Source organism: Pannonibacter carbonis (assembly GCF_003012935.1).
GTDB classification, from domain to species: domain Bacteria; phylum Pseudomonadota; class Alphaproteobacteria; order Rhizobiales; family Stappiaceae; genus Pannonibacter; species Pannonibacter carbonis.
This window is the reverse complement of the sequence record NZ_PUDR01000018.1, coordinates 1-25,898: the sequence shown is the minus strand read 5'-3', so window position 1 is coordinate 25,898 and position 25,898 is coordinate 1. Positions and strand designations below refer to the sequence as shown.

The window sequence follows — 25,898 nt, the reverse complement described above, 5'->3', positions numbered from 1 at the left end:
TTTAGATTTTGATTTTCTGCGTGTCAAGAATGGTCTGTTCGATAGTTTACGCAGCGCCAGATGGGGCTGCTACCGAAAGGGTGCGCTGGCCAGGGCGGACGAGGGCAGTGCCTGACGATGCTCGTGCATCCGCTTTGTTCCGCCCCCCGCTGGCGCGGTGACTGCAACGGCTTTCCTGAAGGCGCACCATTCGTTTCGGGAGACACGGCGCTGGAAGGGTCTACCGTGCCGGGGTTTCCGGGCGCTCGAAGGACCCGGACCAGTCCATCAGGAAGCGCGCCCGCATCATGGGGTCGAGATCGGCCAGGAGGCTGGGGCCGAGGCGGATGGGAAACTGGGGGGGCTGCGCAGGAGTTCGACGACCCGTTCCGGCATGGCGGCGTTTTCAAGGGCCGTGATCGGCAACAGGTCGCTCTCTCAAAGGAATGCGGATCGAAGCATAACCAGGCCACAATCTTCACCGAGACCGCACGCCTCACCCTTTGTGGGAAGGATAAATTATTCAAATAAATGAAAAGTTTGGCTGGGAACCTGGAATCTCAGCCAATTGAGGCAAGCGCTTGATATCGAGCCATATTCAACCTCATCGGATGCCCGGTGAGGCCCATATCTGTGCCGCGGCTTCGGGGGGGGGCAGTCAAGCCTTAAGTCCGGAGAACTCGAGTTCTCGCGGGTCCACAAACTGGGAGTGCGTCACCAAACGTCAGAGCGAACTCAGTACCAGATAAAAGCTGGGGCAAGGTCACCGGGCGCGATGAGTTTCGTTTTGGGTGTGTTGAAGCATGAAGGCCGTTATTCTCGACTGGCCATCACTGACATCTGGTCGGAAGCAAACAGTGTTCGGTTAAAGGCAACGCCAAGTGACGCCCCTGACAGGGTCCTGCAGTCAAGACATAGACGTCTGGTGCATTCGTCGACCGACAGAGCATTTCGACGAGTTCCCCGTCCATCCACGCCCGTGGCGCCCCATTGAGATACGTGGGGCAGCGACAGTCCGCACGGCAGAGGGGATCATCGGCTAAAACATGCAACTTCTAATTTTGAGATCAGTTGATCTCTGCCGGTAGCAGTCTGCAAGTTACGCGAAGCTGGTCAGTATCCCGTGCCCTTGGTGAATTCGCGCCAGACGGTCTGGAACAGGATCTTGATGTCCTGCCGTGTGGACTGTGTGCGGATGTATTCCAGGTCATAGTTGACCCGCATGCGGGCGTGGTATTCCTCGGTGGTTTCACCACGGAAGCCATTGACCTGGGCAAGACCGGTGATACCCGGGCGGACCTGATGGCGATCCATATAGCGCGGGTCAAACTCTTCGTAAGGAACGCCTGCCGCCAACATGCCAGGTACATGGGGGCGCGGGCCGACCAGCGACATCTCGCCTTTCAGAACGTTCCACAACTGCGGCAGTTCATCGAAGTTGGAGCGGCGTAGGAAACGGCCGATCGGCGTGATGCGGGGATCGTTCTTGCGGGTCTGGGCAACGCCGGTGGCGTCCTGTGTCGCGACATACATCGAGCGGAACTTCAGGGCGTAGAACAACTCGCCATTGCGGCCATAGCGGGCCTGGCGGAAGATCACCGGACCCGGGCTGCCAAGCTTGATGGCGGCTGCGATGCCGACGAAAAGCGGGCTGAGCAAAAGGAGACCAGTGGCGCTACCAGCAATATCAAGAGTGCGTTTGAGGCCTGGGCGAAGCGCCTTGCGAAAGTTTGACGCTGCGTCAGTATCGAAGGTCGCGTCTGCGGCCGGAGCAATACTCGTAAAGGCCGAATGAGAAAAGGTCCCGCGAAGGTCCTGTGAGCTGGCCAGTGGAGCCTGTCGTCCAAGGCTCATTGGCCCAATATGCCGATCAGCGGCAAGGTTGCGCTCGGCGAGAGACCTGGAGAAAAAAGAAATGCGGCGAACACCGCGACGATTCGCGCGAGGTTCGCGCCCACGATCAAAATACTCGTGCACCATGACCAGCCCCGAAAAAATTTGGTTGCAACTCCGGGCCACGGGTAAAAAGCTTCGGTCCCGGTACGCAGCACGCCGAAAGAAGAAGTTTCAATTTTGTTTAGAATTTTACATTTTTAGTTAGGCATTTCCTAACACGGCGTATGTGGCACTGCAAACAGAAATGTGAGCAAATGATGTTCAAGAACGCTGCGGATTTCGCGGCTTAATGCGCTGAGGCAATCGCGGCTTGGTGCGCCCGGCGGGCGGCAATCAGCAATGCTGGTCTCTTGGTGGGGCGTTTAGCATACCAGTCAGGTTTCCGAGGGGCAGGGCGCCTTGAGCGCAATGCATCTGCGTCAAGCGGTTTCCCGAGCCTGGTCTTAATGGCTCGGGAATTTGACGGTCGCCTTACTCCGAGTAGTAGTCCGAATACGCCGAATAATACCCGATCTTGCCTTCCTGCTGGTTCAGCAGCGTCATGATGCGGCAATGCTCGGCTTTGGTCTGTGCAAGCCGCTGCAGGGAATGCACGCAAAGCCGCTGCGGGGTCTTTGCCCAGCGGATCACGAAAGTGATCACATCTGCATATTTTGCGAGATACAGGCCATCGACGACAGGTTCGATGGGTGGCGAGTCTAGGACCACATAATCAAACCGGCTGCGGGCCGTCTGCACGAGCCGAGTGAACCGCTCCTGGGTGATAAGTTGATCGGTCGGAACATCAGACCGGCGCGCGCCGACGATGGCGGTCAGCGATGTCTTCTCATCGGTCTTGACGATGCTCTGCAGCAGATCGTCAGAGGCGATGTCTCCGACCAGGAAATCAACCAGACCGCTGGACGGTTCAAGGTTCAGGTGCCTCTGGATGCTCGGCTTGCGGAAGTCGCAGTCGATGATCAGGGTACTCGCACCCGAGAGGGCCAGAGTTCGGGCCAGCGAAAGAGACATGGTCGACTTGCCCTCGCCCGGCAAGGCAGAGGACATCATGATCACAAAGCCAAGCCGCGGCCGCCCGTCGACGGGCGGCGGCATGTTGGCCTGCAATGTATTGTCGATGGTTGCACGCAAACGTCTTATTGATTCCGCATACATGGACAAGGGACTGTCGATCAGCGCATCGGAAACCGAGTGTTGGGCGGTGGTTGCCGAGTGGCGCGGGACGACTGTCGCCAGGGGCAGGCGTGTGATGGCCTGGACTTGCTCTTCGCTGGTGAAGCCACCGATGAAGTTCTCGAAGATGAAGGCAAGCGCGAAGCCGGCGCCGACTGCGAACAGACCGGCTACAGCAAGGATCAACATGACCTTTGGTGAACTCGGGCCAGTTGGCGGAAAGGCCGGCGAGACGACGCGGCTGTCGGCGATCTGCAGTGCGCTTTCGGTCTCAAGGGTCTGCGAGCGGGCGAGAAGCGCCTGGTACTGCGTGGCGGCGTTGCGTGCCATCTGCTGCAGGCGATAGATCTGCGCCAGTGTATCGGCCGGAAGATTGCTGCCAAGGATTGCGGTGTTGAGGTCGCGGCGCAGCGTGCTCGCCTGCTTGTCGTAGTCGCCGACCGAGGCCTGAAGCTCGCTCAGCGCGGTTTCTGCTTCGACGGCCAGATTGCGTTCGATCTTCTCCAGTTCCTGGCGCAGGTTGACCGCGCGCGCCGAGCCTGCGGCGGCCTCGCCAAGCGCCCGCTGCAGATCGGCCCGTTGCTTGCTCAGGGCGGCCACTGCCTCGTTCTCGAGTTCGGCCGCAAGCGTCTGGTAATCGTTGCCCTGAAGTTTTTGCCGCAAGTCCGCTACGCGGCTCTCTGTCGAACTGCGCTCAGAGGTCAACTCGTTGATCCGGTTGCGCAGATCGGCGAGATCGGAGCGTCCGGTGGCGGTGACAAAGGAATTCACATTGCCGAAGATATAGTCGTCAAAGGCTTTCTCGGCGAGGACAACCGCCTTTTCCGCATCGATCAGCTGGCGCTGGATAATGTCCCGGGATTCCCGCGTTGTCGAAATCTTGGAATCGATCTGGCTGCGGATGTAGGTCTCGGCAATTGCATTGGCGAGTTCGGCCGCGCGGGCGGCGTTTTCAGACCGGACGGTGACGGCGATCAAATAAGTGAGGCCGCGACGCGAAACCGTGATGTTGCTTTTGAAGCGTGACAGCACCACGCCGAGCGCATCCTGGCCAGTCGGCAAGGTCAGCTCCCGAATGCGCAGCGCTGCAAGAATCTTGGCTCTCAACCCGAGTTTGACGCCGAATTCAGGGTCGGTGATCAGGCCCTTTTCGGAAATCACCGAGAGCAGAACCGCGTCGGAATCGACAATCTCGACCTCGCTTTCGACGCGGGCGCTGTCGGTTGAAGAAGAGCCTGAGATATTGCTTGGATCCAGAAGATTCTTGCGGCTGGGGTCCACCAGAATGAGCGTTGTCCCGCTGTACATCGGCGTAATTGAAAAGACGGCGACGACTGCAATGGCAAGGACGAGAGCGATGGTCGCTACAATCAGCTTAATCTGCCGGCGCACAATTCCGAAAAGGTGCCGGAAATCGATTTCTGTCTCATCCATAAGCAAACAACTTTCCTAATGGATCCGCAGCAAAACACGCTACGACATCAACCTAAAATATTGAAGACTTTCATACAAAGCATGACATAGCTGAGCTTAGGGATTGCGTCCAGCGCCTGTCTGGAGAAACGCCATGGGGGAAGTGCCGGCCAGACGCAGGGCGGTCAGGACGCCGGTCGCATAGGCACCGGTGTCGATGGCGATGCGGTTCGGGCGTACCTCCGGTGTCTTAACGATGCTGTGGCCGTGGACGACCAGCACGCCGTGATCGGCGGTGCTGTCGAGAAAATCGGCCTTGATGCGGGTGAGGTCGAGATCGTTTTGTTCCCGCAGCGGAACGCCCGGCCGGATCCCGGCATGCACCAGCAGGAGCCCCGGATACAGGAGCCCGGTCACCAGGGTCTCGAGAAAAGTGACATGATCCTCGGGCACGTAGGATCGCAGCAGATTGACAGATTTTGCCGGGTGGCGCCGGATCTGCTCGATTTCCGGGGGTTGAAACCCGTAGGAATAGAGAGCCTCGATGCCGCCGAAGTCGAGCCAGGCGAGATTGGCTTTCGGGTTCTGCATGAACCCGAGCATCATCAGTTCATGATTTCCGGCCAGAAAATGCCGGGTCCAGCCTTCAGGTCCCGGCCCGGTTGCCCGGTCGAGCAGCTGCGCCGAAGCCGGGCCCCTGTCAACCAGATCCCCGAGATAGACCACTGTCGGCGGCAGACCTAGCCGGCGGGCGTCCGCATCGATCTGGCTCTCAAGGTCTTGCAGCAGATCCAGCCGACCGTGGACGTCGCCGATGACATAAAGGAGATCCGGACGCCTGTCTGCCGACCGTATCCGGTTGCGCGCAGCAGATTGGCCGGTCGTTCTCCGGAAAAGACTTTTAAAAAAGTCGCTCATTTTGTGGCTTGCCCGTTGCTTGACCCGGAGGATCTGCGGCCCTGTTTCTGAATGCCTTCATAGGCGGTCGCAAACCCGATTGCGAGGATCGTGACGAACAGGAAGGTCACCGCTTCAATCTCTAGGCTGAAGTCAACGAGCGAGTGGACGGCGGCGACCGCGATCACGGCCAAGGCGGCGCAGATTTCGACCTCCCGCAACCCGTAGACCCACAAGGCGCGTAGAAGAGTGACTGCGATGACCAGGACAAGGATCAACGGCAGGCTGCCGAAGACCAGCCCCAGTTCGCTCCAGTGGGTCAGATAGGTGGAATGTGCCTTGTCATAGGTGTAGGCACTGTTGCCCGGGTCCGTATCGTAAAGCGGGAATGCATACTCAAAGGACTGTGCCCCGAAGCCGAGCAGTGGCCGGTCGGAGATCATGGCCAGGGTGTCGCGATACAGCGAAAGGCGAGATTCAGAATCGCGCTCGACGGTGATTAGCCGTTCCAGAGTGCCGGCGCCATAGATGGCAACGAAGCCGACGCCAGCCACGGCGATCACGCCGAGACCGGTCAGACGCGACCGCCAGCCCGGCAGCCGGGCCAGCAAGGCGGTGGCAAGGCCGCAGAATGTGGCAAAAAGTCCCATACGGGAGCCGGTTGCAAGCAATGCGGCAAGCATGATCAGGAGCGCAACGCCGGCGAGGATATTGTCTGACGTGAGGGCGAGCGAAAATCCGCCGCGGCGGGACCGTTTGCGGGGAGCGTCTTGTGGTCCGTCAACCTCGGGCAGAGCCAGCAGCAGAGCCAGCACACAGCCGAAGCCCAGGTAGGTCGCCAGTGAATTGCGGTTGACGAAGGTGCCTGTCGCTTCCCCCAGATATTGCGTCTTCTCGACCAGAACGACCTGATCGGCCAGGTAAAGCATTGCAATAATCGCATAAGCCGCCTGGATCGCGACGAACAGCAGCAGGAACCATGTCAGGCGCCGGGCGCGCTGTTTGCGCACGCTGGCCTGCAGCGCCAGGAAAAACAGCACGCCATAGCTCAGCCAGCGCAACAGTGCGAGCAACGTGTCACCCGGGGTCAAGCTGATGCTGGAGAAGGCAAAGCTGGTTCCTGTGGTGGACCGGATATCCGGCAGCGGCAGGATCTTGCCGATGGGCAGCACCTGCAGGGCCATCCAGAATGAGACCAGTGTGAACAGGAATGTAAGCCCCTGAAACGCAGTGAAAGGGAGGCGAAGCCTTAGTCCCTTGCGGTAAAGTGCCGCACCATAGGCGATCAACAGAAGACCCAGAACCAGCGCCCAGAGGGACCAGAAAAACGGGCGGTTGCTGCCAAGCGGTACAGGCGCCAGAGCCAGGACAAGAAGGACTGCGCGGCCCGTCAGGTCATTGAGGCGGGAGGTGCTGCTGCGTCCGGAGGCCAGTAAATCGTCCTGCGAGGCCGGCGAGGATGACGTCATGTCGGGGTCTTTCTGAGAAGGAACAGCCGGGCGATCAGCGCAGACGGGTTGCAGCGCGGATTTCAGCAAGAACATTTGCTTTCGAGCGGTCTGGCAGGGTGTCGACCAGGCTCAGCAAGACCTCTGGTGATTTGTCCTTGCGCAGATAGAGGCGGGCCAGCCAGGCTGCACTGCGCCGGGACGACGCCAGCAAGGCGACATCGGCTGTAACGGCAGCCGCCGCGTCTGCCGGCAATTCCGGATAGATCGGGAGCCCGAGGCGCAGGCGTCCATCGGCGATCCAGCCTTCACCCGGAGACATGTGCCGCGACTGCACCAGGGATCGGGCCATAGCCTGGCTGTCACCGAGATACTGATAGGCATTGGCCTTGACGAGATATGCAAGCCCATCGGAGGGGCGGCGCTTCAAGACATCATCGGCGGCCTTTAGGCAGTTTTGCGCATAGGCGACCCGCGTTTCAGCCGGCTGCAGCTTGCCGAAGGTCGAGTTCAAGGCCTCATCGCAGTCCAGCATCAGGATCCGGTTGGAAAAGCCCGATAGCCCGGTCGCATAGGTGCCTGACAGCAACGGAGACAAGCGCTCGTTGCGCCCCCCGGCGCTTTTGAGGAAAATCGATGCCTCGGTATACAGGAGAATGCCGCCGAGTGCCGCGACAATCGCTCCAAGCAGGATCACGGTCAAGGAGAAGGCCCTCGCCACCTGTGGTCTCGCGGAATGAGTTTGGAAGTTTGATCCCAAAGGGCTGATCCCAAATTTATGGTGTGTTCCGCTTCGGAACGTCAACATGTGGCGCCACCAACCGGCCATGTCGGGGCAAACTTTTCATTGGGATCATCCGATGCCGGAAACCGGACGGAAACTCAAGCTGGCAAACGGGGAAGCAGAACACTTTTGCCTGATAGGGGGGGCCTGTGGCGTCGTTGCGACACGGTTGGAGCCGCAACGGCAATTTGCCCAAGCGGCTCGGTTAACGATATCCTTAAAAGGAAGTGACAAGCTTAGATGCATGTGGCATAGATTTGCGTGAGACCCTGCGGAAAGCTGCGGGAACTGGACTCATTGTTGTTCGATATATGAATTGCTGGAGAGTGTGATGAAGATTTTTGACATCGCCAAGGTCGCTGTCGCTGCAGTTGCCCTGTCAGTGGCAGTTCCCGCAGGCGTACAGGCACAGAACCTGAGCGTCGCGTCTGTCGTTGCTGCTTGCGCTGCAGGCACCCCCTGCGCTCCGCTGGTCACCGCCTATCTGGCGCGTGTTCCGGCTGCGCAGCGCGCTGCTGTCATTGCTGAACTGGCTGCCTCGCTGGCCGAAATTCGGGGCGCAGGTGCCAACATTGCTGCCGGTCTGCGTGCGGCGGCTGCTGCCTCCCCGGATGCAGCCCAGGCTGAACAGATTGCCGCCCTTGCCGACTCGATCGCTGGCGGTGGCGGTGCTGCCGACGTCGTGACGGCCGCAGCTGGCGATGATGCGCTGGACGGTCCGGACGCTGGCAGCGCGAACTGATCCTTGATCAGCGCGCAATAGAGCCAAGAATACAGAAAGCCCGCAGCTTGCGGGCTTTTTTGTTGCCAAACCCTGTCCTCACCGGTGTCGTCCGGGATGGTCGTCTGCTCGTTTCGGGGCCGGAGAGGCGAGATCGCGATCTCTCAATCCGTGTTTGCCGCCTTGGCCGTGGTTCTCAGGTACCGGATCACCGCTTCGCTCTTATCCGGGTTGATCACAGAGGCTTTATCGACAATCGGGGGCCGGACCTTTACGGGCTGAGGAGGCAGAAACAGATCTGCATCCAGCCTCTCGCGCATAGGGCTGGCCGGCTGTCGCGTAGGCGCCATGGCAGCGATGATGGCGACTTCCTCCGCAGAAGATTGAATAGCGTGCCCGAAGGCAGTCCGCCTTGATGCGCCGAACCGTTGCGCTGAACCATAGTGCCGGGCCGTTGTGCCAGCCCGGCCCGAACTGTCTAGACTGCTGGCTTCTGCGAAGGCAAGGGCCGCGTCCTCACGCGCCGGTCTTGGCCTTGATTACGTCCTGCAGCATCGGCAGCAAGTCGGCGGCCAGATCCGGCTGGTCGAGGCCGAAGGCGAGGTTGGCGGCGAGGAAGCCGATCTTCGAGCCGCAGTCATAGGAGCGGCCCTCGAAAGCAAGCGAGGTGAAGGGCTGGACGTCCATCAGCTTGATCATGCTGTCGGTCAGCTGGATCTCGCCGCCCGCGCCCTTGTCCTGGCGCGACAGCAGGCCGAAGATCTCAGGCTGCAGGATGTAGCGGCCGGTGATCATCAGGTTCGACGGCGCGGTGCCCGGGGCCGGCTTCTCGACCATGCCGGTGATCGGCATGGCGGCCTTGCGCGGGCCCTCGGCCAGCTTGACGATGCCATATTGGTGCGTCTGGTCTTCCGGCACTTCCTCGACGGCGATGATGTTGCCGCCGGTCTGGTTATAGACGTCGACCATCTGGGCAAGGCAGCTCTTCTCAGACTTGACGATGACGTCCGGCAAGAGGATCGCGAAGGGCTCGTCGCCGATGATATCGCGGGCGCACCAGATGGCATGGCCAAGACCAAGCGGCTCCTGCTGGCGCGTGAAGCTGGTGGCACCGGCATGCGGGCGCATGGAGTTGAGCAGCTCGAGGGCGGCGGTCTTGTTGCGGCGGCGCAGGGTGTCTTCCAGCTCATAGGCCATGTCGAAATGGTCTTCGATGACCTGCTTGTTGCGGCCGGTGACGAAGACAATGTGTTCGATGCCGGCTTCGCGCGCCTCATCCACCACATGCTGGATGATCGGGCGATCAACGATGGTCAGCATTTCTTTCGGCACCGCCTTGGTGGCGGGCAAGAACCGTGTCCCCAGACCTGCGACCGGCAGAATTGCCTTGCGGATTGGCCTGACCATAACTTCTGTCTCCTGGATTAAATGGTTCAAAAAAGGGCAGGCCGATGGCTTCGCCGTGCACGGCGCTGTATCGAGATATCTGCCCACATCTTTTGCGAAAAATGAAGCAACTGAACGGCTTGTAGCCGAATTGCCCATCAGGAGCATGACAGAAACCGCCTGCGTTTCGCAAGGCGCCTGACAGCCGAAAATCGCGGTAAGGAAGCGCCGGTCCGCAGCTCTTTGACCATACGGGCAGCTTGCAAGGTGCACGCCCCCGCGGCCAGCCTGGCCAGGCGCTGCCGCCGGTGTGACAACCGGTCTGGCCGGTCTGGTCACCGGAAAGGGCTTTCAGGACTGGGCTCGAGGCTGGCTGCGAGCACACCGGAGAGTGCGCAGGCCGGGGCGTCGCCCAAGGACCGTGCGGTCCCAGGCGGGAACGGCACGGCCGGAAGCAGGGCGGGGCGGCGTCAGGATCAGAGCTTCTTCCAGGCCGCCGGATTGGAGCTGGCCATGGCGATCCAGCGGTAGTCGGTCTGCTGCCGTGAGACGATGGTTTTCTTGATGTTGTCGAGAACCAGGTCGCCCTTGCTGGTCTTGACCACCAGAACGGCGTGTCCTTCGCCCTTGGAGGTGCGGACCACGGCCATGCGCAGGGATCCGGCCGGAACGCCGAGCTTGATCAGCTTGCTGCGCTTGGTCAGGGCGAAGTCCTCGCAGTCGCCGGTCTGGCCGCCAATGCGCCAGACGTCGCCTTGGTCACCGGTCCAGCGGATCGAGCGATTGACCTCGTTGTTGACGCGGTTGAGCTTGGCAACAAGCTGCGGGCTATAGGCCACCGTGTCGCTGCTCTGGGCCGGCCGGCATTCGCCCGGATTGCGCAGGCAGAAGATCATATAGGCGCGCGGGGCGCTTGTGGCCGTGAATGTCTCGGGGTTGCCGCGCGGCTTGTAAGTCTGCGGGCTGCGCGAGACCTCGGGCTGGAACAGCTCCGGCTCGCCAAGGGCGCGCGTATTGCCGAACCAGCCGGCGTTGGCATCGGTTGCAAGGCCACTGGCCAGCATCAAGGCACCGGTGGCAGCTGCGATCAAGAAGGTCTTCATAACCCCACTCCCTGTTGTCCAGGGTCTGATCCCGGCGCCGCGACCCCCTGCCGCCTTGCATCCCGGATCTTTCCCTCATCCTGGGATTGGTCTAGCAGCCCAACACCTGCAGCCCGTTTAAGTGGGAAAATACAATTTTACCGATCTGCGTTTTTGTTGCGGCGAGGGGGAGAGCGGGACGTGCTTACAGTCTTCTCGCCAAGCCGGGGCGGGGTGGATTCAGCTTGGGCTGCGCCCGCGAAAGTGCTATTGCTGCAATGCGTTTTTTGCCCATGTGCCTGCAATAACATGCAAGCCAAAGGAATATTTTTTTCGGAGATTGAGGATTTATGCGCAAGGCACTGGTTACCGGGTCGGCCGGCTTCATCGGCTATTATCTGTGCAAGCGGCTGATTGCGGACGGGTTCGAGGTGATCGGCCTTGATGCCATGACCGATTACTACGATGTGCGCCTAAAGGAACGGCGGCACCAGATGCTGCTGCAGAGCCCGAACTTCCGTGCGCTCAACGAACGGGTCGAGACGCCGGGCTATCTGGTGGATCTCCTCGCCCGCGAAAAGCCGGATGTGGTCATCCACCTGGCGGCGCAGGCCGGCGTGCGCTACTCGATCGAGGCGCCGCGCTCCTACCTCGACAGCAACATTGCCGGCACGTTCGAGCTGCTGGAAGCGGCGAGGGCCACCCCGCCGCAGCACCTCTTGATCGCCTCGACCTCGTCGGCCTATGGCGCCAACACGACGATGCCCTATGTCGAGACAGCCAAGGCCGACCACCAGATGTCCTTCTACGCGGCGACGAAGAAGGCCTGCGAGGTGATGAGCCATTCCTATGCCCATCTCTATGGCCTGCCGACGACGCTGTTCCGCTTCTTCACGGTTTATGGCCCCTGGGGCCGGCCGGACATGGCGCTGTTCAAGTTCACCAAGGCGATCCTCGCAGGCGAGCCGATCGACGTCTACAATCACGGCGACATGCGCCGCGACTTCACCTATGTCGAGGATCTGGTCCTGGGCATCCGGCTGCTGATCGACGCGCTGCCGCAGCGCCCCCTGGACGGGGAGGGCGTGCCGGAGGGCGACAGCCTGTCGCCGGTTGCGCCCTGGCGCATTGTCAACATCGGCAATTCGGCGCCGGTTCAGCTCACCGACTACATCGCCGCCATCGAGGCCGCCACGGGCCGCAAGGCGATCCGCAACCTGTTGCCGATGCAGCCGGGCGATGTTCCCGCCACCTGGGCCGACACCAGCCTCCTCGAACACCTCACCGGCTTCCGCCCGGCGACGACAGTAGAAGAGGGCGTGGCGCGGTTTGTGGAGTGGTACCGAGCATTCTATCCTACGTCAGCTTTTCCTGATGCCTAAAGAACAGTCAGCATGCCAACGGACTTCAATCTGTAAAGAATCTTATGCTATGTAACTTTATGGAAGATAGATATGAAACATCGCATTAGAGTCTCCTCGAGCATAACGACTGGAAAACTTATACTTTTGAAGCCTATTAATTCGCGTGGGGGTTACCGCGTTTGGCTAGCGCCCTGCGCCAAGTAGAAACGTAAGATGCCATTGTGCCTGCAGTTGAAAATTTCTCAATGATGTAGTTCCTCGCCTCCTCGCGACGACGTTTAGCGGCCTCCTCGCTCTCAGCTATCGCGAAGGATATGGCCGAGTGGATGCCATCCGCGTCTTGATAGTTGACGATGCGGCCGACGTCTTCGGAGTAGAGAAGTTCTTCAATCCCTTCAGTTCGCGAGGAAATAACGAAGCATCCGGCCAACATCGCCTCTTTCACGACATTCGGAAGCCTTTCGGATTTTTTGAACGAGAGAAACAGAAAGGCCCTTGAGGCTTGCATGGTACTGAAAAGTATTTCCCGCGGTATATAGCCGGTGAAGCATATTGATTCTTCAAGTCCGATTGAGGAAACATACGCCCTTAATCGCGGTTCGTCTGGACCTGAACCACATACTACAAGCCTCAAACGGGGCTCGACATTGTGGGCGCGGGCAAACGAATCGATTACGCCTATAACATTCTTGTCCTCGGTTAACGCAGACGCCGTGATAATCGTGAACGGGTCGCGTTTTGGAGGAACTGACTGATCGAGCAAAAGAGGAATGCCTCGGTACACTACATGGACTTCTGGTTTTGATTTTAGGTAAAAGAATTTTTTATTAGTTTCTGCATGCGTAAATAGAACGTCAGCAGTATTCAGGCCAAGGTCGACTAAGAAATCGTCGGCAACTAGATCATATGCCCCTGCAAAAGAAGATAATACGGGATACGTTCTATCCCCGCGTAGCCTTCGTAGATAAGCCAAGACGAGACTAGGGTGACGCCCCCAGAAACTATGGACAATATCAAATTTCTTATCTTCTATGTCGGTCGCAATTTCTACTACTCGCGGGACGCAGAAAAGGCATTCGATCGCAAGTTTTGGGTGATGTATGAAATTTCTAAATATTACACAAAGAACAGCGACGACTGCAGGGATACTATATAGCGCCTGAAAGACCGCTCGGATAGGCAACTTCCTCGACGGTCTAAGAACAGTAATAGAAGGAGAGACCGGTATGCTTTTCAGAGCCTCTACCGTTGCTTTGTCCAGGGGCTTTATACAATAGACAGTAACTGCGTGTCCGTTTGCGGCGAGTTCATTGATGTCAGAGGCAGCAAACGTCTGTGTTGCAACAGGAAATTGTGGAAAGATGTAGCTAATTCGAAGCGGACGTGCATCATTTACCATTCTGAAACCTCAATGGATAAACGCAGAAATGAATGGTAGATAATCGCTCTTCATCCTCACATTGCGTAGAGCTGAGAAGTCAAGGGTAGATCCCGAGTACCAGTCGTCAAGCAAAGATTGCAACGGTGCTTCCCATTGAGCGTGCGGCGGGACGCAATTCTGCTCCAGATTGATCTGACTATAAAATCTGGGTGTCTTCGTATGATGCGGAACCGAAACTACGAATTTTTCAAGGACAGAGCCGACAATGCCGACGTGCAGCTTCGTCGTAACGATGCCGTCGACGCTGCTGAGTAGGCTGATCAGGTTATCAACGTCGCCAGGATACTTATAAACGAGTGTCTTTGATTTATTCAGTGTCTCCATAAGGTCGCTTGGCCAAACCACGCGCGCCCTTCGTGGTCTGCTGTCGGTGCCGAGAATAAGCTGTACATCTCTCTTTCCGTCTGCCCACTTCGCGGCATAAGAAACAATCGCAAGTTCGCGCGCATCGGGGGTCGCCGTTGTGTGAACCAGCAACCGGCGAAAAGATGGGTCAGTCTTCGACAGCAAATTGCAAGACGCAAGGTCAAACCGCGACAGATCCATGCTCAAAGCGGCATCAGTCCGCACGAGTACATCACGCTTCAAACCCAAGTCGGTGAGGTATTGCCTCGATTGTTCGTCGCGAACGACCACGATCTTCGCATACTCGAAAAGTCGGACGACGCGAGCCTTGAGCAACTTGCCGTGAAGTGGCCCCACGCCGACACCGAGTAAAGCGATCGGCACGCCTCGCATCTGAAGAGCCTCTGCTAGCGCCAAGTGTCGCCAGAAGGCGCGAATCTGCCAGGCGCGGCTCGCGTTCGGTGCTGAGAAATAGCCCCCGCCGCAGAAAATCGCTCGGTCGGCTGATAGGGCGCGGAGAAAGCCACTCTTGTCACCGCCGATGTACTTTCGGTTCGCCGCGTCGGCCAAAGGAAGTATAACCTCGTCAACCCCGTCAACAGAGCGCGCCCAGTCAGAGAATATTCGACATAGTAGCGTGTCGCCAAAATTATACCCAAAGTAGGAACCGTGAACGACGACTTTCATTGAGAACCACCTTTTTTCTGAGTTAGGCGTCAAAGTGTACGGGCACTTCGGAATGCCGCCAAGACATACAAGGCGTAGACGAGTGTCATTCCAATGCTGTATGTACCAAGAACGTAGTAGGGGCTATATTCAAAATAGTTGGGCACGAAGATCGAGAGACAAACGATTAGTAGACGAATAATTTCAACCTTAATCTGGCCCGACATTCGATGGGCGATTATTTGGGCCTGGGACAAAGGTGCAGCGACAAGCTGCATGCAATACATGGGAGCAAGAATCTGGGCGGCTTCCCCAGCGGATCGCCAACTGGTTCCGAAAGTGAGGGAAAAAAAATCAGGAGCAAATATGATAGTAACTATCATTGTGATCCCGCCAATGGAACCCAATAAAAAAGTAATGCCTAAAATTCCCTTTGTCGCGTCATGTTTTTTCTTTAGTGAATTACCGAGGTATTGTTGAAAAAAGCTCGCAGCGACACGCCCGAAGAGTGCGGTGGGTAGTCCGATTACGCGTTGCGCGAGAATTACCAAGCCGGCAAATTCTGCGCCATACAAACCGAATAGGATCGGTACTGGTGCATGGACTGCCATTCTCGCAATCAATGATGCGGGAACCGCGTACACAGGGAAATGCCAAATTTTTAGGAATGTATTCCTCATGAGATCAATGGAAAGATCTATTCTGCGTAGGCGTTTCACCCACATTGTCCCGGCGTGGAACAAGCCACCCGCTGGTCCGAAAGTTAAACTTATCAATAGACCGATTGGGCCATTAACAAATAGAGGCGAAATTACTTGTATTGTTGCAGTTTGAATGCTTTGGAGTAAAAATATCTTTCCGACAGATCGGCTCTGTCTATGGTGTAATGACCATGCAATTAAGCAATTAGCTGGTCCAGAAACTAAAATTGAGAGCGGAATTACCCACCCATAATAAAGTATATCGGTTCTGTAAATCGTAAATACGCATGAATAAATTGAAAGAGCTATGATAAATAAAACTGAAAAAATTAAGCTGGAAAGCAAGCTAAACATTACGTATAGCGTAGCGTCGCGGTTTGACTGCGCACTTGGAATCGCTAACTCTAGGCGCATTGATGCCACAACTACTAGTACTCCCAGAACATTAGAATAGAGCCCATATGTGCCGAAGTCTTCAGGTGTGTACAGCCGGGCAAGTAGAGGCGATAGGACAACTAGGAGTAGTTGCCCGGCGGCGCTTCGCTTAAGCGCGCTAGTAATCGGTCGACCTGCCAGTGTTCTTAGCTTTAATCCTAAATTGCCGATCATCGAGCTAACCTACTTTGTTCGAGTGAGGCAAAACTTCCAACTAATTGTGAGAAGACCACCAATAAAGATTAGATTAAGGGCAGTTACTGCAAAACCATTTTTGAAAAGGGTTAGTGACTGCATGAGAATTAATGTGGCTAATGTCCTATGATACAAATTTAGTGATCGAGATAGTATGAAATGAATGCGAAACATTCCGTACCCAAGCAGTGATGCAAATAAAACAGAGCTGATTCCTTGCATGTAGTATAGTTCGCCGATCCAAAAGCTAGACGGATTCTCCATTAGAGCATAGTAATTCTGCAATGAACTGTCGAGATCGATTGGTTTGTTTGTCCACAAGGTCCGAGGAATAGGGGCTGCAATGATAAACTCGAATAGGTAAAATGGATTAATTCCGACGGAATCAACGTATTTTGATATTGTTAGTAGTGTAGGAAAGCCTGTTGCTGGACTTCCAAATACAACGTCCAGGATCGATCTGTGATCTATCGCGGAAAAATTCGTATTTCCTTCACTTGCCGCAGTAAGATTCACGCGTGTGTACCATAGGAGTGGTACCAGCGCGAGGCCGGTTGAAAGAAACAAAAATGCCTTAGCTCTCGCGCCGCGGGCACTTTTCGCCGCCAGAGACTTCCGCTCATCAAGGGAGGCAGACTTAAGCCCAAGCAAGGTACGTTCAACTAATATTGGTAGAAATGAAATGAATAGCAACATGGTCACAGCTTCTCGCCGCTGATGTGATGAGAAAACGGACACTGCGCAGATTGCTATTGAAAATAGACTGAGACTGCCAATGCGACCGTTGCGCCAATAAGCTAGAGCATACAGAACTGGGGGTATTGCTAAATAAAATAATTTGATATAGCCCGGCGCCTTTTCTGCATTCCTATCAACAATTGGAAGGAGGAACTTACTAATTGAGAATCCGGATAAATAGTAATAGTATATTGCCCCAAGAAGCCATATTGAAAAAAGCAGGATGTATGCAGTAGAAATACGTCTCTTGGAAACTGATTTAAAGCCGGCAATCATATGCGTCGGCGTGTCGTTAGTGGGGCTTGCGCGTTGACTTCTGTATTGAGCTAATGTGGCGCCAATCGTAAACAGCAATGACACAGCTACGCACAAGGCATATGCATATTCATTGATCTCTGATGAAGTTAGGATGTCACTAAAGCGCTCAAAATTGCGCCATGAGTACGAAATCATTATTCCGCCTTCAAGAAATAGCACCGCAGGGAAAATGAAAAATATTGAAGTCAAGAATGAAATGATTGCGGCGATGTTAGTTGGGTTTCTCAGAAAAAGAGTTGCGGCAAGAGTGGACTGAATGATTGCTAAAGCAATGATCAAGTCTGCCTCCATGGTTGTTATATTGCATCAAAATTTATAGTTGCCCGGGCGGAATGCTAACTATTCACCGAGATTTTGCCGGGTTCCAGACGGCAAATGTCTGGCCGCGCAAAGCGCGGAATACTCCGAGCAGTGTCGCGTAGAGCGCGATGACGATTTCCATGATCGAAGCGAGCGGGCCTTTCTCGGCTCGCAGTCCTAGGAGGATTAGCGCGAATGCCGTTCCGAGGCCTAAGGCCAGGAGAATGGGCGAGATGAGTGCGGCGGCCATTGCTGCAGACAGTGCTCCGATCGTCAGGAAAACGGCACCGAACCAGCGCACCATCTTGCGGGAGCCATATTTGAACTTGTCGAGCAGCGTCATCTGGCGCAACTGAGGCGATAGAAACAGATGGGTGTGGAAGGCACGGGCTGCGATACGTACTTTTCGGGCGAATTCCTCGCCACGCTTGGCAACCAGGCCCTCATAGGCAATCACGTCTTCTGCCTTGATCAGCCGATGTCCGGAGAAGACGGCTGCCATCGAAACGGTCAGGTCGTCGAGTACCGTGTCGGGAAAGCTCGGGTAGAGCTTGCGGCGCAGGGAGAAGATCGACCCATCTGCCCCCATGACATTTCCGGTGCGAGATTCTTCCTTCTTGAGATATTCCTCGAGCCGCCAATAAAGCGAACCCACTGCAGCCGTGGCCGAACTGTCTTCGCCCATGTAGTGGAGCGAGCCACACACACCTCCAACCTGCGGGTCAGCGTAATAAGCCATCAGCCGGTCGATCGCATCTTCCTTGAGAGTCACGTTCGCATCGGTGAAAATCATGATTTCACCCTGCGCCCTGGCAGCCAACAACTTCATACCATGGGCCTTGCCGTTGCGTCCTCCCCCCCGGACGACCGTGAGGAGTTCGGGATGCGCGGCTAGCTGGTCATACGTGCTGTCGGCCGAACCGTCATCGAAGGCAAGGACTTCGAGATCAGGATGCCGTGCCTTGAGCAATGCGATGTTGGCGATCTTGTCAGGCATTGCCTTCGCCTCGTTAAAGGCACAAAAGACAAGCGTGGCTGATACTTTATTCCCTTCGCTAGCGGCGACAGGACGCGTCTTTACTGACCGCAGAAGCACTGGGTAGATCAGATAGGGATAGATGACTAGTATCGCGCAAACCAATGTAATGGACAGTGACATTCCCAGCGCGAGCGACATGATGCGGACCTCCCGGCGAACACGACTTGAGAAACTCAAGCTTTATCGATGTATGCCACTGATGAAAAAATATTTTTAAGTTAGCTGCGCATCCTTTGAGTTTGTCGGATGCGCCGAAAATGGGCTCAGATAAACGCCCCGTCAGATCCAGTTGACCATCGCTCGAAGGCGGAGGGAAGGCGCCCAGGTGCTGACTTGCCTTCCGCCTCCAGCCAGTTCGGGACGATGTCCGTCGAGCGAACGAGTTTCATGACCCTGTCCGGGTGGATTCCAAGCCCGAGCATCGAAAAGGGGCGTAGCGCCTTGGCAGCGCCCAAAACCACCCAAAGAGGGATCATGAAAGTCCGGACCTTGGGAAAATGCTGAGACCTGAAGGTATCGACGATCTGTTCCAGCGTATAACGATCAGAGTAGCACCCGTTGAACAGCACGTAAGGCCGACCGAGGTCCTTAGCATATAGAAGTGAATCGACGAGGTCGTCGACATAGAAGCAAGCCTTGATGGTGTCCTTGCGTCCCGGATAGACGAAAAGCCCCTTCTTCATCAGTTTGGCGAGCCGGGTAAAGTTGCCGCCTTCGCCGGGGCCGAAAATCACCGCCGGGCGGCAGATGACGAGGCGTCGGTCCGACGCTTCGGCCAGCCAGTCTCGGTGAATGCCCTCGGCCAGCCATTTTGACCAGCCATAGGCTGATTCAGGTGCAGGAACAGAACTCTCGCTTTTTGTTTCCTCGCCTGGGCCATAGACAGAAATCGAACTGGTGAAGACGACCTCACGCACCCCCTTGCGCCGCGCAAATGCGGTGATCTGAGAGGCACCAGCGATGTTTGTCTCGAAGTACTCGTGTGTCGGATGCCCTGGCGTCGTATGAACGGCAGCCAGATTGTAGATCGTTGAGACAGGCCCAGAGACGTCGAATGCGCTGAGATCGCGTACATCGGCATCGATGTAAGTGACGTCGTTGATCCGGGTCTTCGGCGCACGTCGGTCAACGCTGACAATTTTGTCGGCGCCCCGTGCTTGTAGTGTCCGGATAAGGTGGCTGCCAATGAAACCGCTGCCTCCGAAAACGACAATTGTCGCGGAGGCGGATGTCGAGGTGTCTAGGGTGGCGCTTGTCTGCGTCATGCCACCCGTCCCACGCTCGCATAGGCAAACCCGTGCCGGGTGACGTCGCCGGCCTTGTAGACATTGCGCAGGTCGACGAGGACCGGGGCTTTCATCACGGTCTTGAGGCGCGGGAAGTCGAGGGCGCGGAAGGCATCCCACTCGGTGACGATGACGAGGGCATCCGCGCCCGAGGCGCAGTCATAGGCGTCCTTGGTGTAGGTCATGGTGTCGAGCAGGCCCTTCGCCGCCTCCATCCCCTCCGGATCATAGCCGCGCACGGTGGCACCGCCATCCAGCAAGGCCTGGATGATCGACAGCGAGGGGGCCTCGCGCATGTCGTCGGTGTTCGGCTTGAAGGTGAGGCCGAGAATGGCGATCGTCTTGCCGCGCAGGTCACCGCCGACAGCCGCCACCACCTTGCGCGCCATGGCGCGCTTGCGCTGGTCGTTGATCGCGACTGTCGTCTCGATCAGGCGCACAGGGCTGTCATGGTCCTGCGCGGTCTTGACGAGGGCCAGCGTGTCCTTCGGGAAGCACGAGCCGCCATAGCCGGGGCCTGCATGCAGGAACTTCGAGCCGATGCGGCCGTCAAGGCCGATGCCGCGCGCCACGTCCTGCACATCGGCGCCGACGCGCTCGCACAGGTCCGCCATCTCGTTGATGAAGGTGATCTTCATGGCGAGGAAGGCATTGCCGGCATATTTGATCAGCTCAGACGTGCGCCGGGCGGTGAAGAGCAGGGGGGCCTGGTTGAGATAGAGCGGGCGGTAAACCTCGGTCATCGGCTCGCGGGCGCGCTCGTCCTCGATGCCGATGACGATGCGGTCCGGACGCTTGAAATCGCCGATGGCCGCGCCCTCGCGCAGGAATTCCGGGTTGGAGACGACGACCACATCGGCATCCGGGTTGGTGTCGCGGATGATGCGCTCAACCTCGTCGCCGGTGCCGACCGGCACGGTCGACTTGGTGACGACGACGGTGAAGCCCTTCACGGCCGCCGCGATCTCGCGGGCGCAGCCATAGACATAGGACAGATCCGCATGGCCATCGCCGCGCCGCGACGGGGTGCCGACGGCGATGAACACCACATCGGCCTCGCCCACGGGGCCGGCGAGATCGGTGGTGAAGGACAGGCGCCCGGCCTTGACGTTGGTGGCGACCAGCTGGTCCAGGCCCGGCTCGAAGATCGGGATCTCGCCGCGCTTCAGCGCCTCGATCTTGTCAACGGCCTTGTCGACGCAACTCACCTCATGGCCGAAATCGGCAAGGCAGGCACCAGAAACCAGGCCCACATAACCGGAGCCGATCATCGCAATCTTCATGTCAAAATCCCGACCAGGCGAATAGAACTGTACAATAGCAATCGGTGTGTCAGGGACGATATCCTGCTACCAGCAGCCGGTACCAACCAATCTGCTGGCGCGACGAGGTGCCCTGTCAACATTCCGGATGATCTGCGCGCTTGTTTGCAGCGCAGCAGGCCACATGACTTGTTGTTACCCGAGTTTAATGTCGGTTTCAATTCGCCGTTGCCGCCGGGAGAGGCAAGGGCCGCTTAACGTGTCATCAAGGTTAAGCCATGGGCATGGTCACCAGGCCGGTGATGGTGTGCCGGGGCTAGTCCGGCCCATCGCAGGACGGGCCGGACCTCAGCATTTTCAGTGCGTTTCTGCGCTCAGCTGGCCGCGAATTTCAACAGGCGGATGGCGTTGAAATCGGCAATGCCGCCGCCGACGCGCATGGTGGCATAGAAGGTGATGTAGGGCTTGGCAGAATAGGGATCGCGCAGGATCTGGACGCCCTGGCGGTCAATGATGAGATAGGCCCGCTGGAAATCGGCAAAGGCGATTGCGGTGCTGCCCGGGCTGATTCCCGGCATGTCGTCGCATTCGACCAGCGGAAAGCCCATCAGCGTCTCTTCCAGCTTGTTGGACATCCGGGTCTGGTAGAGGTAGTCGCCGCTCTCCGTCTTCAGCCGCCGCACGGCGCTCAGCGTCATGCGGTTCATCAGGAAGGTACCGTTCTTGCGATAGACGGCCGGCAGCGAATGCACCAGATCCATCAGGCAATCGATCGGGGCATCCTGCTTGAAGCCACCATTTGCCCCGGTCACCAGCGTGCCGACTTCGCCAAAGCCCGCCGTTTCCGGGTTGACTTGCGGATAGGATAAAATTCCTTTCGGCTGTGATGTGCCATTGCCGGTGATAAAGGCGGTCGCCTCCTGGGCGCAAAAGGCCGAATAGAGCTCCACGGCCAGCCAGGCCTCGATGTCGATGATGCCGTCATCGAGCAGTTGCTTGGTCGCAACCGGACAGGCATACAGTTCATGCGTCGGGAAGTTCAGTTCAGCGATCTGCGGGCTGGATGTGGTCGGCCGGACCTGGGTTTCCGCCACCCAGCCGGCGCCTGCGCCACTGATCACGAAGGGGCGTTTGTACAGTCCCGTCGAAATGGTCAGCTGACTGGCCAAGGCACGGATTGGCGTGTCCTTGCGCAGCCGCGCAAACAGCGCCTTTTCCATGTCCGGATGGACGAGATAGCCACCATCGGCTTCCGATCCGACGGACATGCCGCGTGTCTCCAGCGCATGGAAGCCATCGGTACGGCCGCGGCGGACGTAATTGTCAATCGCACTTTTCAGCTCGATCTTGTCCGGGTCATCGTAAGGTTCGCCGCCGTGGAGGTGCATGCGCCGCACGGTCAAGGCCAGATCGTCCATGCGCCGTTCAACGCGCTTCAGCTTGTCTTCGGTGAGAACATCGGGGCCGCGCAGGGATTTCAGCTCCAGAAGCTGCTGGTCATTGGCCTGCTTGAACTCCTCGAAGCTGCGCCGGTGCTCGTCCAGCACCCGGGCCAGGCCTTCCACCTGCGGGTCGGGGCGGGCCTCAGCGAAGGCAGGCTGCATATAGGCCTTGGTTTCCAGAAAGGGCATGCCCGGCCTGCGATAGGGCGCGTGGTGGTCGTCCGCATCGGCTCGCAGTTCCAGTCCGCCGACGGGGGCACCATATTCGAGAAGGCCATCCTGTGGCGTGTTCGGTTCACTCATTCATGACACTCCTGTTGCCGTTCCCGGAAAACGGGAACAGCAAGAGTGTCTCACAGCACGGCAGACCGGGGATAAGTTTGCAGTCAGGGATTGTGATTGACGCGCTGCACAGGTTTCGCGCGACGGGGAATGCGCCGCTGAACTGCTGAACCGGTCCGAACGTCTGGACACATCCGGCAAGCGGGCTTTGGGTCGAGATCAGGCAGTGATCAGCCGGGGTTGGCTGACCAAGTGCTTGAAAGCCCTGGGCTCTCCGGTCCCGGGTCTTCGCTGCGCTGCGCCCGGGATGACGTCCGGGTGAGGGCGCGCATGCGGCATCGGGCCAGCTGTCAGGTACCCGCTCAAGTCCGCGCTTAGGCACCAGGTCTGCCACTCGCTCTGCCACTCGTGCCGGCATATCGTGCCTGCCGGACCGGGTGGGAGGATTGTCAGGCGCCTGTGGCGACGCGGACGGCGATCAGGCGGGCAGCGTCGCCCGAGAGCGGGCCCTTGCGGCAGCGGTCGCCTGAGGGGCCGCTGTCACACAGTGCCGTAACAGCGCGGATTGTGTCGCTGGTCAGCAGACCGCTCAGTGCGCCCTTGTAGAGCCCGCGCGTCTTCAGTTCGTCCTGCACCAGATAGACAAAGGCGTTGGCATTGGACCGGCGCAAAGTGGTCAGCAAGTTGATGCGGGCTGTTTGAGGCGCGGCCTTGAAGGCCTTGGCTAGGGCCTCGAACTCGGCGCGGGTGCGGGCCGATGTGCCGAGGAGCAACAGCTCTTCCTGGGTTCGTTGCGCCGGGCTCAGCAGCGGGGCATAGGCGGCAAGGGCTGCCCTCGCCTTGGCCGGACTGGCGCTGAGGGCCTTGCCGGCGCCACTGCGGTAGAGGCCGATCAGCCGGCGGGCGGCATCGGCATTGCCAGCCTTGGCCGCGGTCTCCAGGCTCGCGAGCGCCGCGCGGACATTTCGCGTCTGGCCCTTGCCGTACAGCGCCCAGTCGGCGAGGAGGACTGCTGCCCCAGAGCTGCCGAGTTCCTGCGCCTTGCGGGCATAGGCCAGAGCTTCCTTCTGACTGGACCTGCGTCCAAAGTCGCCATTCATATGGCCGCGTGCAAGGTCCAGAAACGCACCGTTGTTGCCGGCGGCTGCCGCCTTTTCATAGGCAGCCAGCGCCTTTTGTGGGTTCTTCGGCACGCCGGTACCAGACCTATAGGCTGACCCAAGGCGCAGAAGGGCGGTCACATTGCCCTTGTCAGCTGCCGCCTGGAGGAGGCGCAGACCTTCAGGCGCATCCGGCGCCACCAGTTCGCCGCGCAGCAGGACATCTGACAGGGACAGCATCGCCGATACATCACCTGCGTCTGCCGCCGCGCGCAGCAGGCCAAGACCCTTTTCGACATCCTGGGGCTCTCCAAAGCCCCAAAGAGCTGCTTCCGCCAGGCGCAGGCTGGCGCTTGAGGAGCCGGCGCTTTCGGCCTCACGGAAGTAGACGAGTGATTTGGCCGGATCGACCGGAACGCCGATGCCGTCACGGTGGATCTCGCCGAGGCGCGTATAGGCTCCACTGTTTCCGGCCTCGGCAGATTTCGTGAGATATTCGACGGCCTTGCCGCCGTCGACGGCAACAGGACCACCACGGGTGTAAAGGTCACCCAAGGTATAAAGTGCGCTGCGATCGCCAGAGTCGGCCAGTTCGGTCAAGAGAGCAATGCCTTGGTCCGGATTGGCGTCGGTGCCCTGACCACTGATTAGCGCGCGGGCGACATCGATCATGCTGCTTGTATGTCCGGCATCGGCGGCAGCCTGGAAAAAGGCGAAGGCCTTGGCAAGGTCCTTGTCGACACCAATGCCATCGCGGTAGATTTCACCAAGGCGGACGTAGCCGCTGGTGTTTCCGGCTTCTGCGGCCTTGGTGAGGAATTCGGTTGCCTTGGTGCCATCAACGGGGATTGGCCCACCACGGGTGTAGAGATTGCCAAGCGTGTAAAGTGCGCCCCGATCACCGGTCTCGGCGACTTCGGTCAGCAGGGTTATGCCCTGGTCAGGATTGGCCTCGGTGCCCAGTCCGCTGATCAGGGCGCGGGCGACGGCGATCTTGCCCGAGGTGTTGCCAGCCTCGGCGGCTGCCTGGAAATACTGGAAGGCCTTGGCGAGGTCCTTGTCGACGCCGATGCCGTCACGGTGGATCTCACCGAGACGGACGTTGCTCCAGACGTTGCCGGCTTCCACTGCCTTTGTCAGGAACTCGATTGCCGACTTCGGGTCCTGCGGCACGGCGTTGCCGCGTGAATAGAAGTCGCCCATCGCATGAAGCGCATCCTTGTCGCCGGCCTCGGCTCGGGCCTTGATCTGCGCCAGTGCGGACTGGATCGCGTCATCTGCGCCGCCGTCGCGGACAATCTGGCGCAACTCACTGATACTCGCCGGCTTCTGCGCCTCCTCTGCCGTTGCAATGCCAGGCGGGACAAGCAGCAGCGCGGTGGTGATGAGCAGGCTCCGGCTAAGGGCCAGGCTCAGACTGCGTGAGGCGCCTGACTGCGACTGCAGTTTTGGGAAAGGGGAGAGACGGGATGCAATCGTCATAGTCAATTCCTTCTTCAAAAATGACAGTTCAGCGTATCAAAGGTGAATTCGAATTCAGCTCATCCTAGCGCCTCAGATGACGAGGTCAACCCGCGACGCAACATTGGATGGTACTACTGTCCGATTGTGTCGGTGATCTGTCATGATCGAGGCGGCAGTATGGTTTCATGTTCAAATGGCCGCTATTCTTGACTTTCTCGAAGCCGTCATGCTGTTTTCAATTGGTGTCATTTCAACCGGCAGAAGTTCGAGGGCGTTCTGGCGCTGCCAACATGAAACCGTTGGACGTTCTGCTTGTGCTCTGACGCAAACGTCTTCGACGCCTGTAAGGCGGATGCAGAGCTATGCCCGATCGCCAATATATCAGCGGCGTTCTCAAGATTTATGGTTTGGTGGTGTTGGCGGAGCATGTGCGCCCGCATCGCAAGCGCAGATTTGCCTGCCTGCGTCCTGACCTGCCTGCGTATGGCCTGCCTGCGTACGGCCTGCCTGCGTCCGGGCCTGTCTAACTCCCGGCCTGCATGCGTCTGGCCAGAAAGCCTTGATACAGGCTCAACGGTAAGGATCCGCCTTGGGGGCAGGGTAAGCTACCCCCAGAAAATCGGACAGTGACGGAAGCTACGATCTGACGTCTGCTGGTCTCCAAGAACGAGGAGATCAGGACATGAAGAAACGCAGGAACCATGATGCTGGGTTCAAGGCCCGCGTGGCGCTGGAGGCCGT

The 25,898-nt window shown here is 58.1% G+C and carries 20 protein-coding genes; 4 read left to right on the top strand and 16 right to left on the bottom strand.

Translation table 11 applies throughout. From position 1 onward, the window contains the following. Window positions 1-1,092: 1,092 nt before the first annotated feature. The 5 genes from C8348_RS19435 to C8348_RS19415 all read right to left on the bottom strand — a co-directional run bounded on the left by C8348_RS19435 (window position 1,093) and on the right by C8348_RS19415 (window position 7,509). Entirely contained in the window at window positions 1,093-1,755 is a 663-nt protein-coding gene (locus C8348_RS19435; RefSeq protein ID WP_425270837.1) for a sugar transferase, read from the bottom strand. 591 nt (window positions 1,756-2,346) lie between these two features. After that, window positions 2,347-4,482, bottom strand: a complete 2,136-nt coding sequence (locus C8348_RS19430; RefSeq protein ID WP_106754968.1) for a GumC family protein — start codon at window positions 4,480-4,482, stop codon at window positions 2,347-2,349. Window positions 4,483-4,578: 96 nt separating this feature from the next. After that, window positions 4,579-5,379: a metallophosphoesterase gene (locus C8348_RS19425; protein ID WP_106754967.1), complete on the bottom strand. Its 801-nt coding sequence runs from the start codon at window positions 5,377-5,379 to the stop codon at window positions 4,579-4,581. Beyond that, complete coding sequence (locus C8348_RS19420) at window positions 5,376-6,827, bottom strand: O-antigen ligase family protein (protein ID WP_157950479.1); 1,452 nt, start codon at window positions 6,825-6,827, stop codon at window positions 5,376-5,378. Before C8348_RS19420 ends, C8348_RS19425 begins: the two co-directional genes overlap by 4 nt. Window positions 6,828-6,861: 34 nt before the next feature. Beyond that, on the bottom strand, window positions 6,862-7,509 hold the full coding sequence (locus C8348_RS19415; RefSeq protein WP_157950478.1) for a hypothetical protein: 648 nt from the start codon (window positions 7,507-7,509) through the stop codon (window positions 6,862-6,864). 412 nt (window positions 7,510-7,921) lie between these two features. Here C8348_RS19415 and C8348_RS19410 point away from each other — a divergent pair, with 412 nt between their 5' ends. After that, a complete protein-coding gene (locus C8348_RS19410; protein ID WP_106754964.1) occupies window positions 7,922-8,332 on the top strand; it encodes a hypothetical protein in 411 nt (136 codons plus the stop codon). Between the two features lie 495 nt (window positions 8,333-8,827). On the opposite strand, the gene galU is transcribed toward C8348_RS19410, so the two are convergent. Beyond that, entirely contained in the window at window positions 8,828-9,718 is an 891-nt protein-coding gene (gene galU, locus C8348_RS19400; RefSeq protein ID WP_106754962.1) for a UTP--glucose-1-phosphate uridylyltransferase GalU, read from the bottom strand. On the opposite strand from galU, the gene C8348_RS22200 reads away from it, so the two are divergent. Next, on the top strand, window positions 9,621-9,899 hold the full coding sequence (locus C8348_RS22200) for a hypothetical protein (protein ID WP_198647156.1): 279 nt from the start codon (window positions 9,621-9,623) through the stop codon (window positions 9,897-9,899). The two genes, galU and C8348_RS22200, sit on opposite strands and share 98 nt — an antisense overlap. A gap of 274 nt (window positions 9,900-10,173) precedes the next feature. Here C8348_RS22200 and C8348_RS19395 read toward each other — a convergent pair whose 3' ends face one another. Continuing rightward, window positions 10,174-10,800, bottom strand: a complete 627-nt coding sequence (locus tag C8348_RS19395) for a transglutaminase-like cysteine peptidase (RefSeq protein WP_106754961.1) — start codon at window positions 10,798-10,800, stop codon at window positions 10,174-10,176. Between the two features lie 329 nt (window positions 10,801-11,129). Here C8348_RS19395 and C8348_RS19390 point away from each other — a divergent pair, with 329 nt between their 5' ends. After that, window positions 11,130-12,161 carry an NAD-dependent epimerase/dehydratase family protein gene (locus C8348_RS19390; RefSeq protein ID WP_106754960.1) on the top strand — a complete coding sequence of 344 codons (1,032 nt, stop codon included), beginning with the start codon at window positions 11,130-11,132 and terminating at the stop codon, window positions 12,159-12,161. Between the two features lie 136 nt (window positions 12,162-12,297). On the opposite strand, the gene C8348_RS19385 is transcribed toward C8348_RS19390, so the two are convergent. The 9 genes from C8348_RS19385 to C8348_RS19350 form a co-directional block, all read right to left on the bottom strand. Continuing rightward, window positions 12,298-13,542, bottom strand: coding sequence for a glycosyltransferase family 4 protein (locus tag C8348_RS19385; RefSeq protein ID WP_106754959.1), 1,245 nt, complete (start codon window positions 13,540-13,542; stop codon window positions 12,298-12,300). Between the two features lie 9 nt (window positions 13,543-13,551). Further along, window positions 13,552-14,616, bottom strand: a complete 1,065-nt coding sequence (locus C8348_RS19380) for a polysaccharide pyruvyl transferase family protein (RefSeq protein WP_106754958.1) — start codon at window positions 14,614-14,616, stop codon at window positions 13,552-13,554. A 29-nt stretch (window positions 14,617-14,645) separates the two neighbouring features. After that, window positions 14,646-15,905 carry a lipopolysaccharide biosynthesis protein gene (locus C8348_RS19375; RefSeq protein ID WP_106754957.1) on the bottom strand — a complete coding sequence of 420 codons (1,260 nt, stop codon included), beginning with the start codon at window positions 15,903-15,905 and terminating at the stop codon, window positions 14,646-14,648. A 9-nt stretch (window positions 15,906-15,914) separates the two neighbouring features. Continuing rightward, complete coding sequence (locus tag C8348_RS22060; protein WP_157950477.1) at window positions 15,915-17,261, bottom strand: hypothetical protein; 1,347 nt, start codon at window positions 17,259-17,261, stop codon at window positions 15,915-15,917. Between the two features lie 64 nt (window positions 17,262-17,325). Continuing rightward, window positions 17,326-18,459 (bottom strand): glycosyltransferase, encoded by a 1,134-nt coding sequence (locus C8348_RS19370; protein WP_198647152.1) that lies wholly within the window; start codon window positions 18,457-18,459, stop codon window positions 17,326-17,328. Window positions 18,460-18,584: 125 nt separating this feature from the next. After that, entirely contained in the window at window positions 18,585-19,586 is a 1,002-nt protein-coding gene (locus C8348_RS19365; protein WP_106754956.1) for an NAD-dependent epimerase/dehydratase family protein, read from the bottom strand. Next, entirely contained in the window at window positions 19,583-20,890 is a 1,308-nt protein-coding gene (locus C8348_RS19360) for a UDP-glucose dehydrogenase family protein (protein ID WP_106754955.1), read from the bottom strand. Before C8348_RS19360 ends, C8348_RS19365 begins: the two co-directional genes overlap by 4 nt. A gap of 353 nt (window positions 20,891-21,243) precedes the next feature. Beyond that, window positions 21,244-22,614: a phage major capsid protein gene (locus C8348_RS19355; RefSeq protein ID WP_106754954.1), complete on the bottom strand. Its 1,371-nt coding sequence runs from the start codon at window positions 22,612-22,614 to the stop codon at window positions 21,244-21,246. Between the two features lie 428 nt (window positions 22,615-23,042). Then, window positions 23,043-25,175, bottom strand: a complete 2,133-nt coding sequence (locus C8348_RS19350) for a tetratricopeptide repeat protein (RefSeq protein ID WP_106754953.1) — start codon at window positions 25,173-25,175, stop codon at window positions 23,043-23,045. A gap of 142 nt (window positions 25,176-25,317) precedes the next feature. On the opposite strand from C8348_RS19350, the gene C8348_RS22055 reads away from it, so the two are divergent. Then, the gene (locus C8348_RS22055) at window positions 25,318-25,629 is read left to right on the top strand and encodes a hypothetical protein (protein ID WP_157950476.1); all 312 of its coding nucleotides are present in this window, start codon (window positions 25,318-25,320) and stop codon (window positions 25,627-25,629) included. The last annotated feature ends 269 nt before the right edge of the window (window positions 25,630-25,898 follow it).

Coding starts and splice junctions, on each gene's coding strand:
- C8348_RS19410 (WP_106754964.1), top strand. CDS start 7,922: ATGAAGATTTTTGACATCGCCAAGGTCGCTGTCGCTGCAGTTGCCCTG.
- C8348_RS19370 (WP_198647152.1), bottom strand. CDS start 18,459: ATGTCGCTCGCGCTGGGAATGTCACTGTCCATTACATTGGTTTGCGCG.
- C8348_RS19355 (WP_106754954.1), bottom strand. CDS start 22,614: ATGAGTGAACCGAACACGCCACAGGATGGCCTTCTCGAATATGGTGCC.
- C8348_RS19430 (WP_106754968.1), bottom strand. CDS start 4,482: ATGGATGAGACAGAAATCGATTTCCGGCACCTTTTCGGAATTGTGCGC.
- C8348_RS19350 (WP_106754953.1), bottom strand. CDS start 25,175: ATGACGATTGCATCCCGTCTCTCCCCTTTCCCAAAACTGCAGTCGCAG.
- C8348_RS19395 (WP_106754961.1), bottom strand. CDS start 10,800: ATGAAGACCTTCTTGATCGCAGCTGCCACCGGTGCCTTGATGCTGGCC.
- C8348_RS19390 (WP_106754960.1), top strand. CDS start 11,130: ATGCGCAAGGCACTGGTTACCGGGTCGGCCGGCTTCATCGGCTATTAT.
- C8348_RS19420 (WP_157950479.1), bottom strand. CDS start 6,827: ATGACGTCATCCTCGCCGGCCTCGCAGGACGATTTACTGGCCTCCGGA.
- C8348_RS19385 (WP_106754959.1), bottom strand. CDS start 13,542: ATGGTAAATGATGCACGTCCGCTTCGAATTAGCTACATCTTTCCACAA.
- C8348_RS19375 (WP_106754957.1), bottom strand. CDS start 15,905: ATGATCGGCAATTTAGGATTAAAGCTAAGAACACTGGCAGGTCGACCG.
- galU (WP_106754962.1), bottom strand. CDS start 9,718: ATGGTCAGGCCAATCCGCAAGGCAATTCTGCCGGTCGCAGGTCTGGGG.
- C8348_RS22200 (WP_198647156.1), top strand. CDS start 9,621: ATGGTCAGCATTTCTTTCGGCACCGCCTTGGTGGCGGGCAAGAACCGT.
- C8348_RS19380 (WP_106754958.1), bottom strand. CDS start 14,616: ATGAAAGTCGTCGTTCACGGTTCCTACTTTGGGTATAATTTTGGCGAC.
- C8348_RS19365 (WP_106754956.1), bottom strand. CDS start 19,586: ATGACGCAGACAAGCGCCACCCTAGACACCTCGACATCCGCCTCCGCG.
- C8348_RS19360 (WP_106754955.1), bottom strand. CDS start 20,890: ATGAAGATTGCGATGATCGGCTCCGGTTATGTGGGCCTGGTTTCTGGT.
- C8348_RS19425 (WP_106754967.1), bottom strand. CDS start 5,379: ATGAGCGACTTTTTTAAAAGTCTTTTCCGGAGAACGACCGGCCAATCT.
- C8348_RS22055 (WP_157950476.1), top strand. CDS start 25,318: ATGATCGAGGCGGCAGTATGGTTTCATGTTCAAATGGCCGCTATTCTT.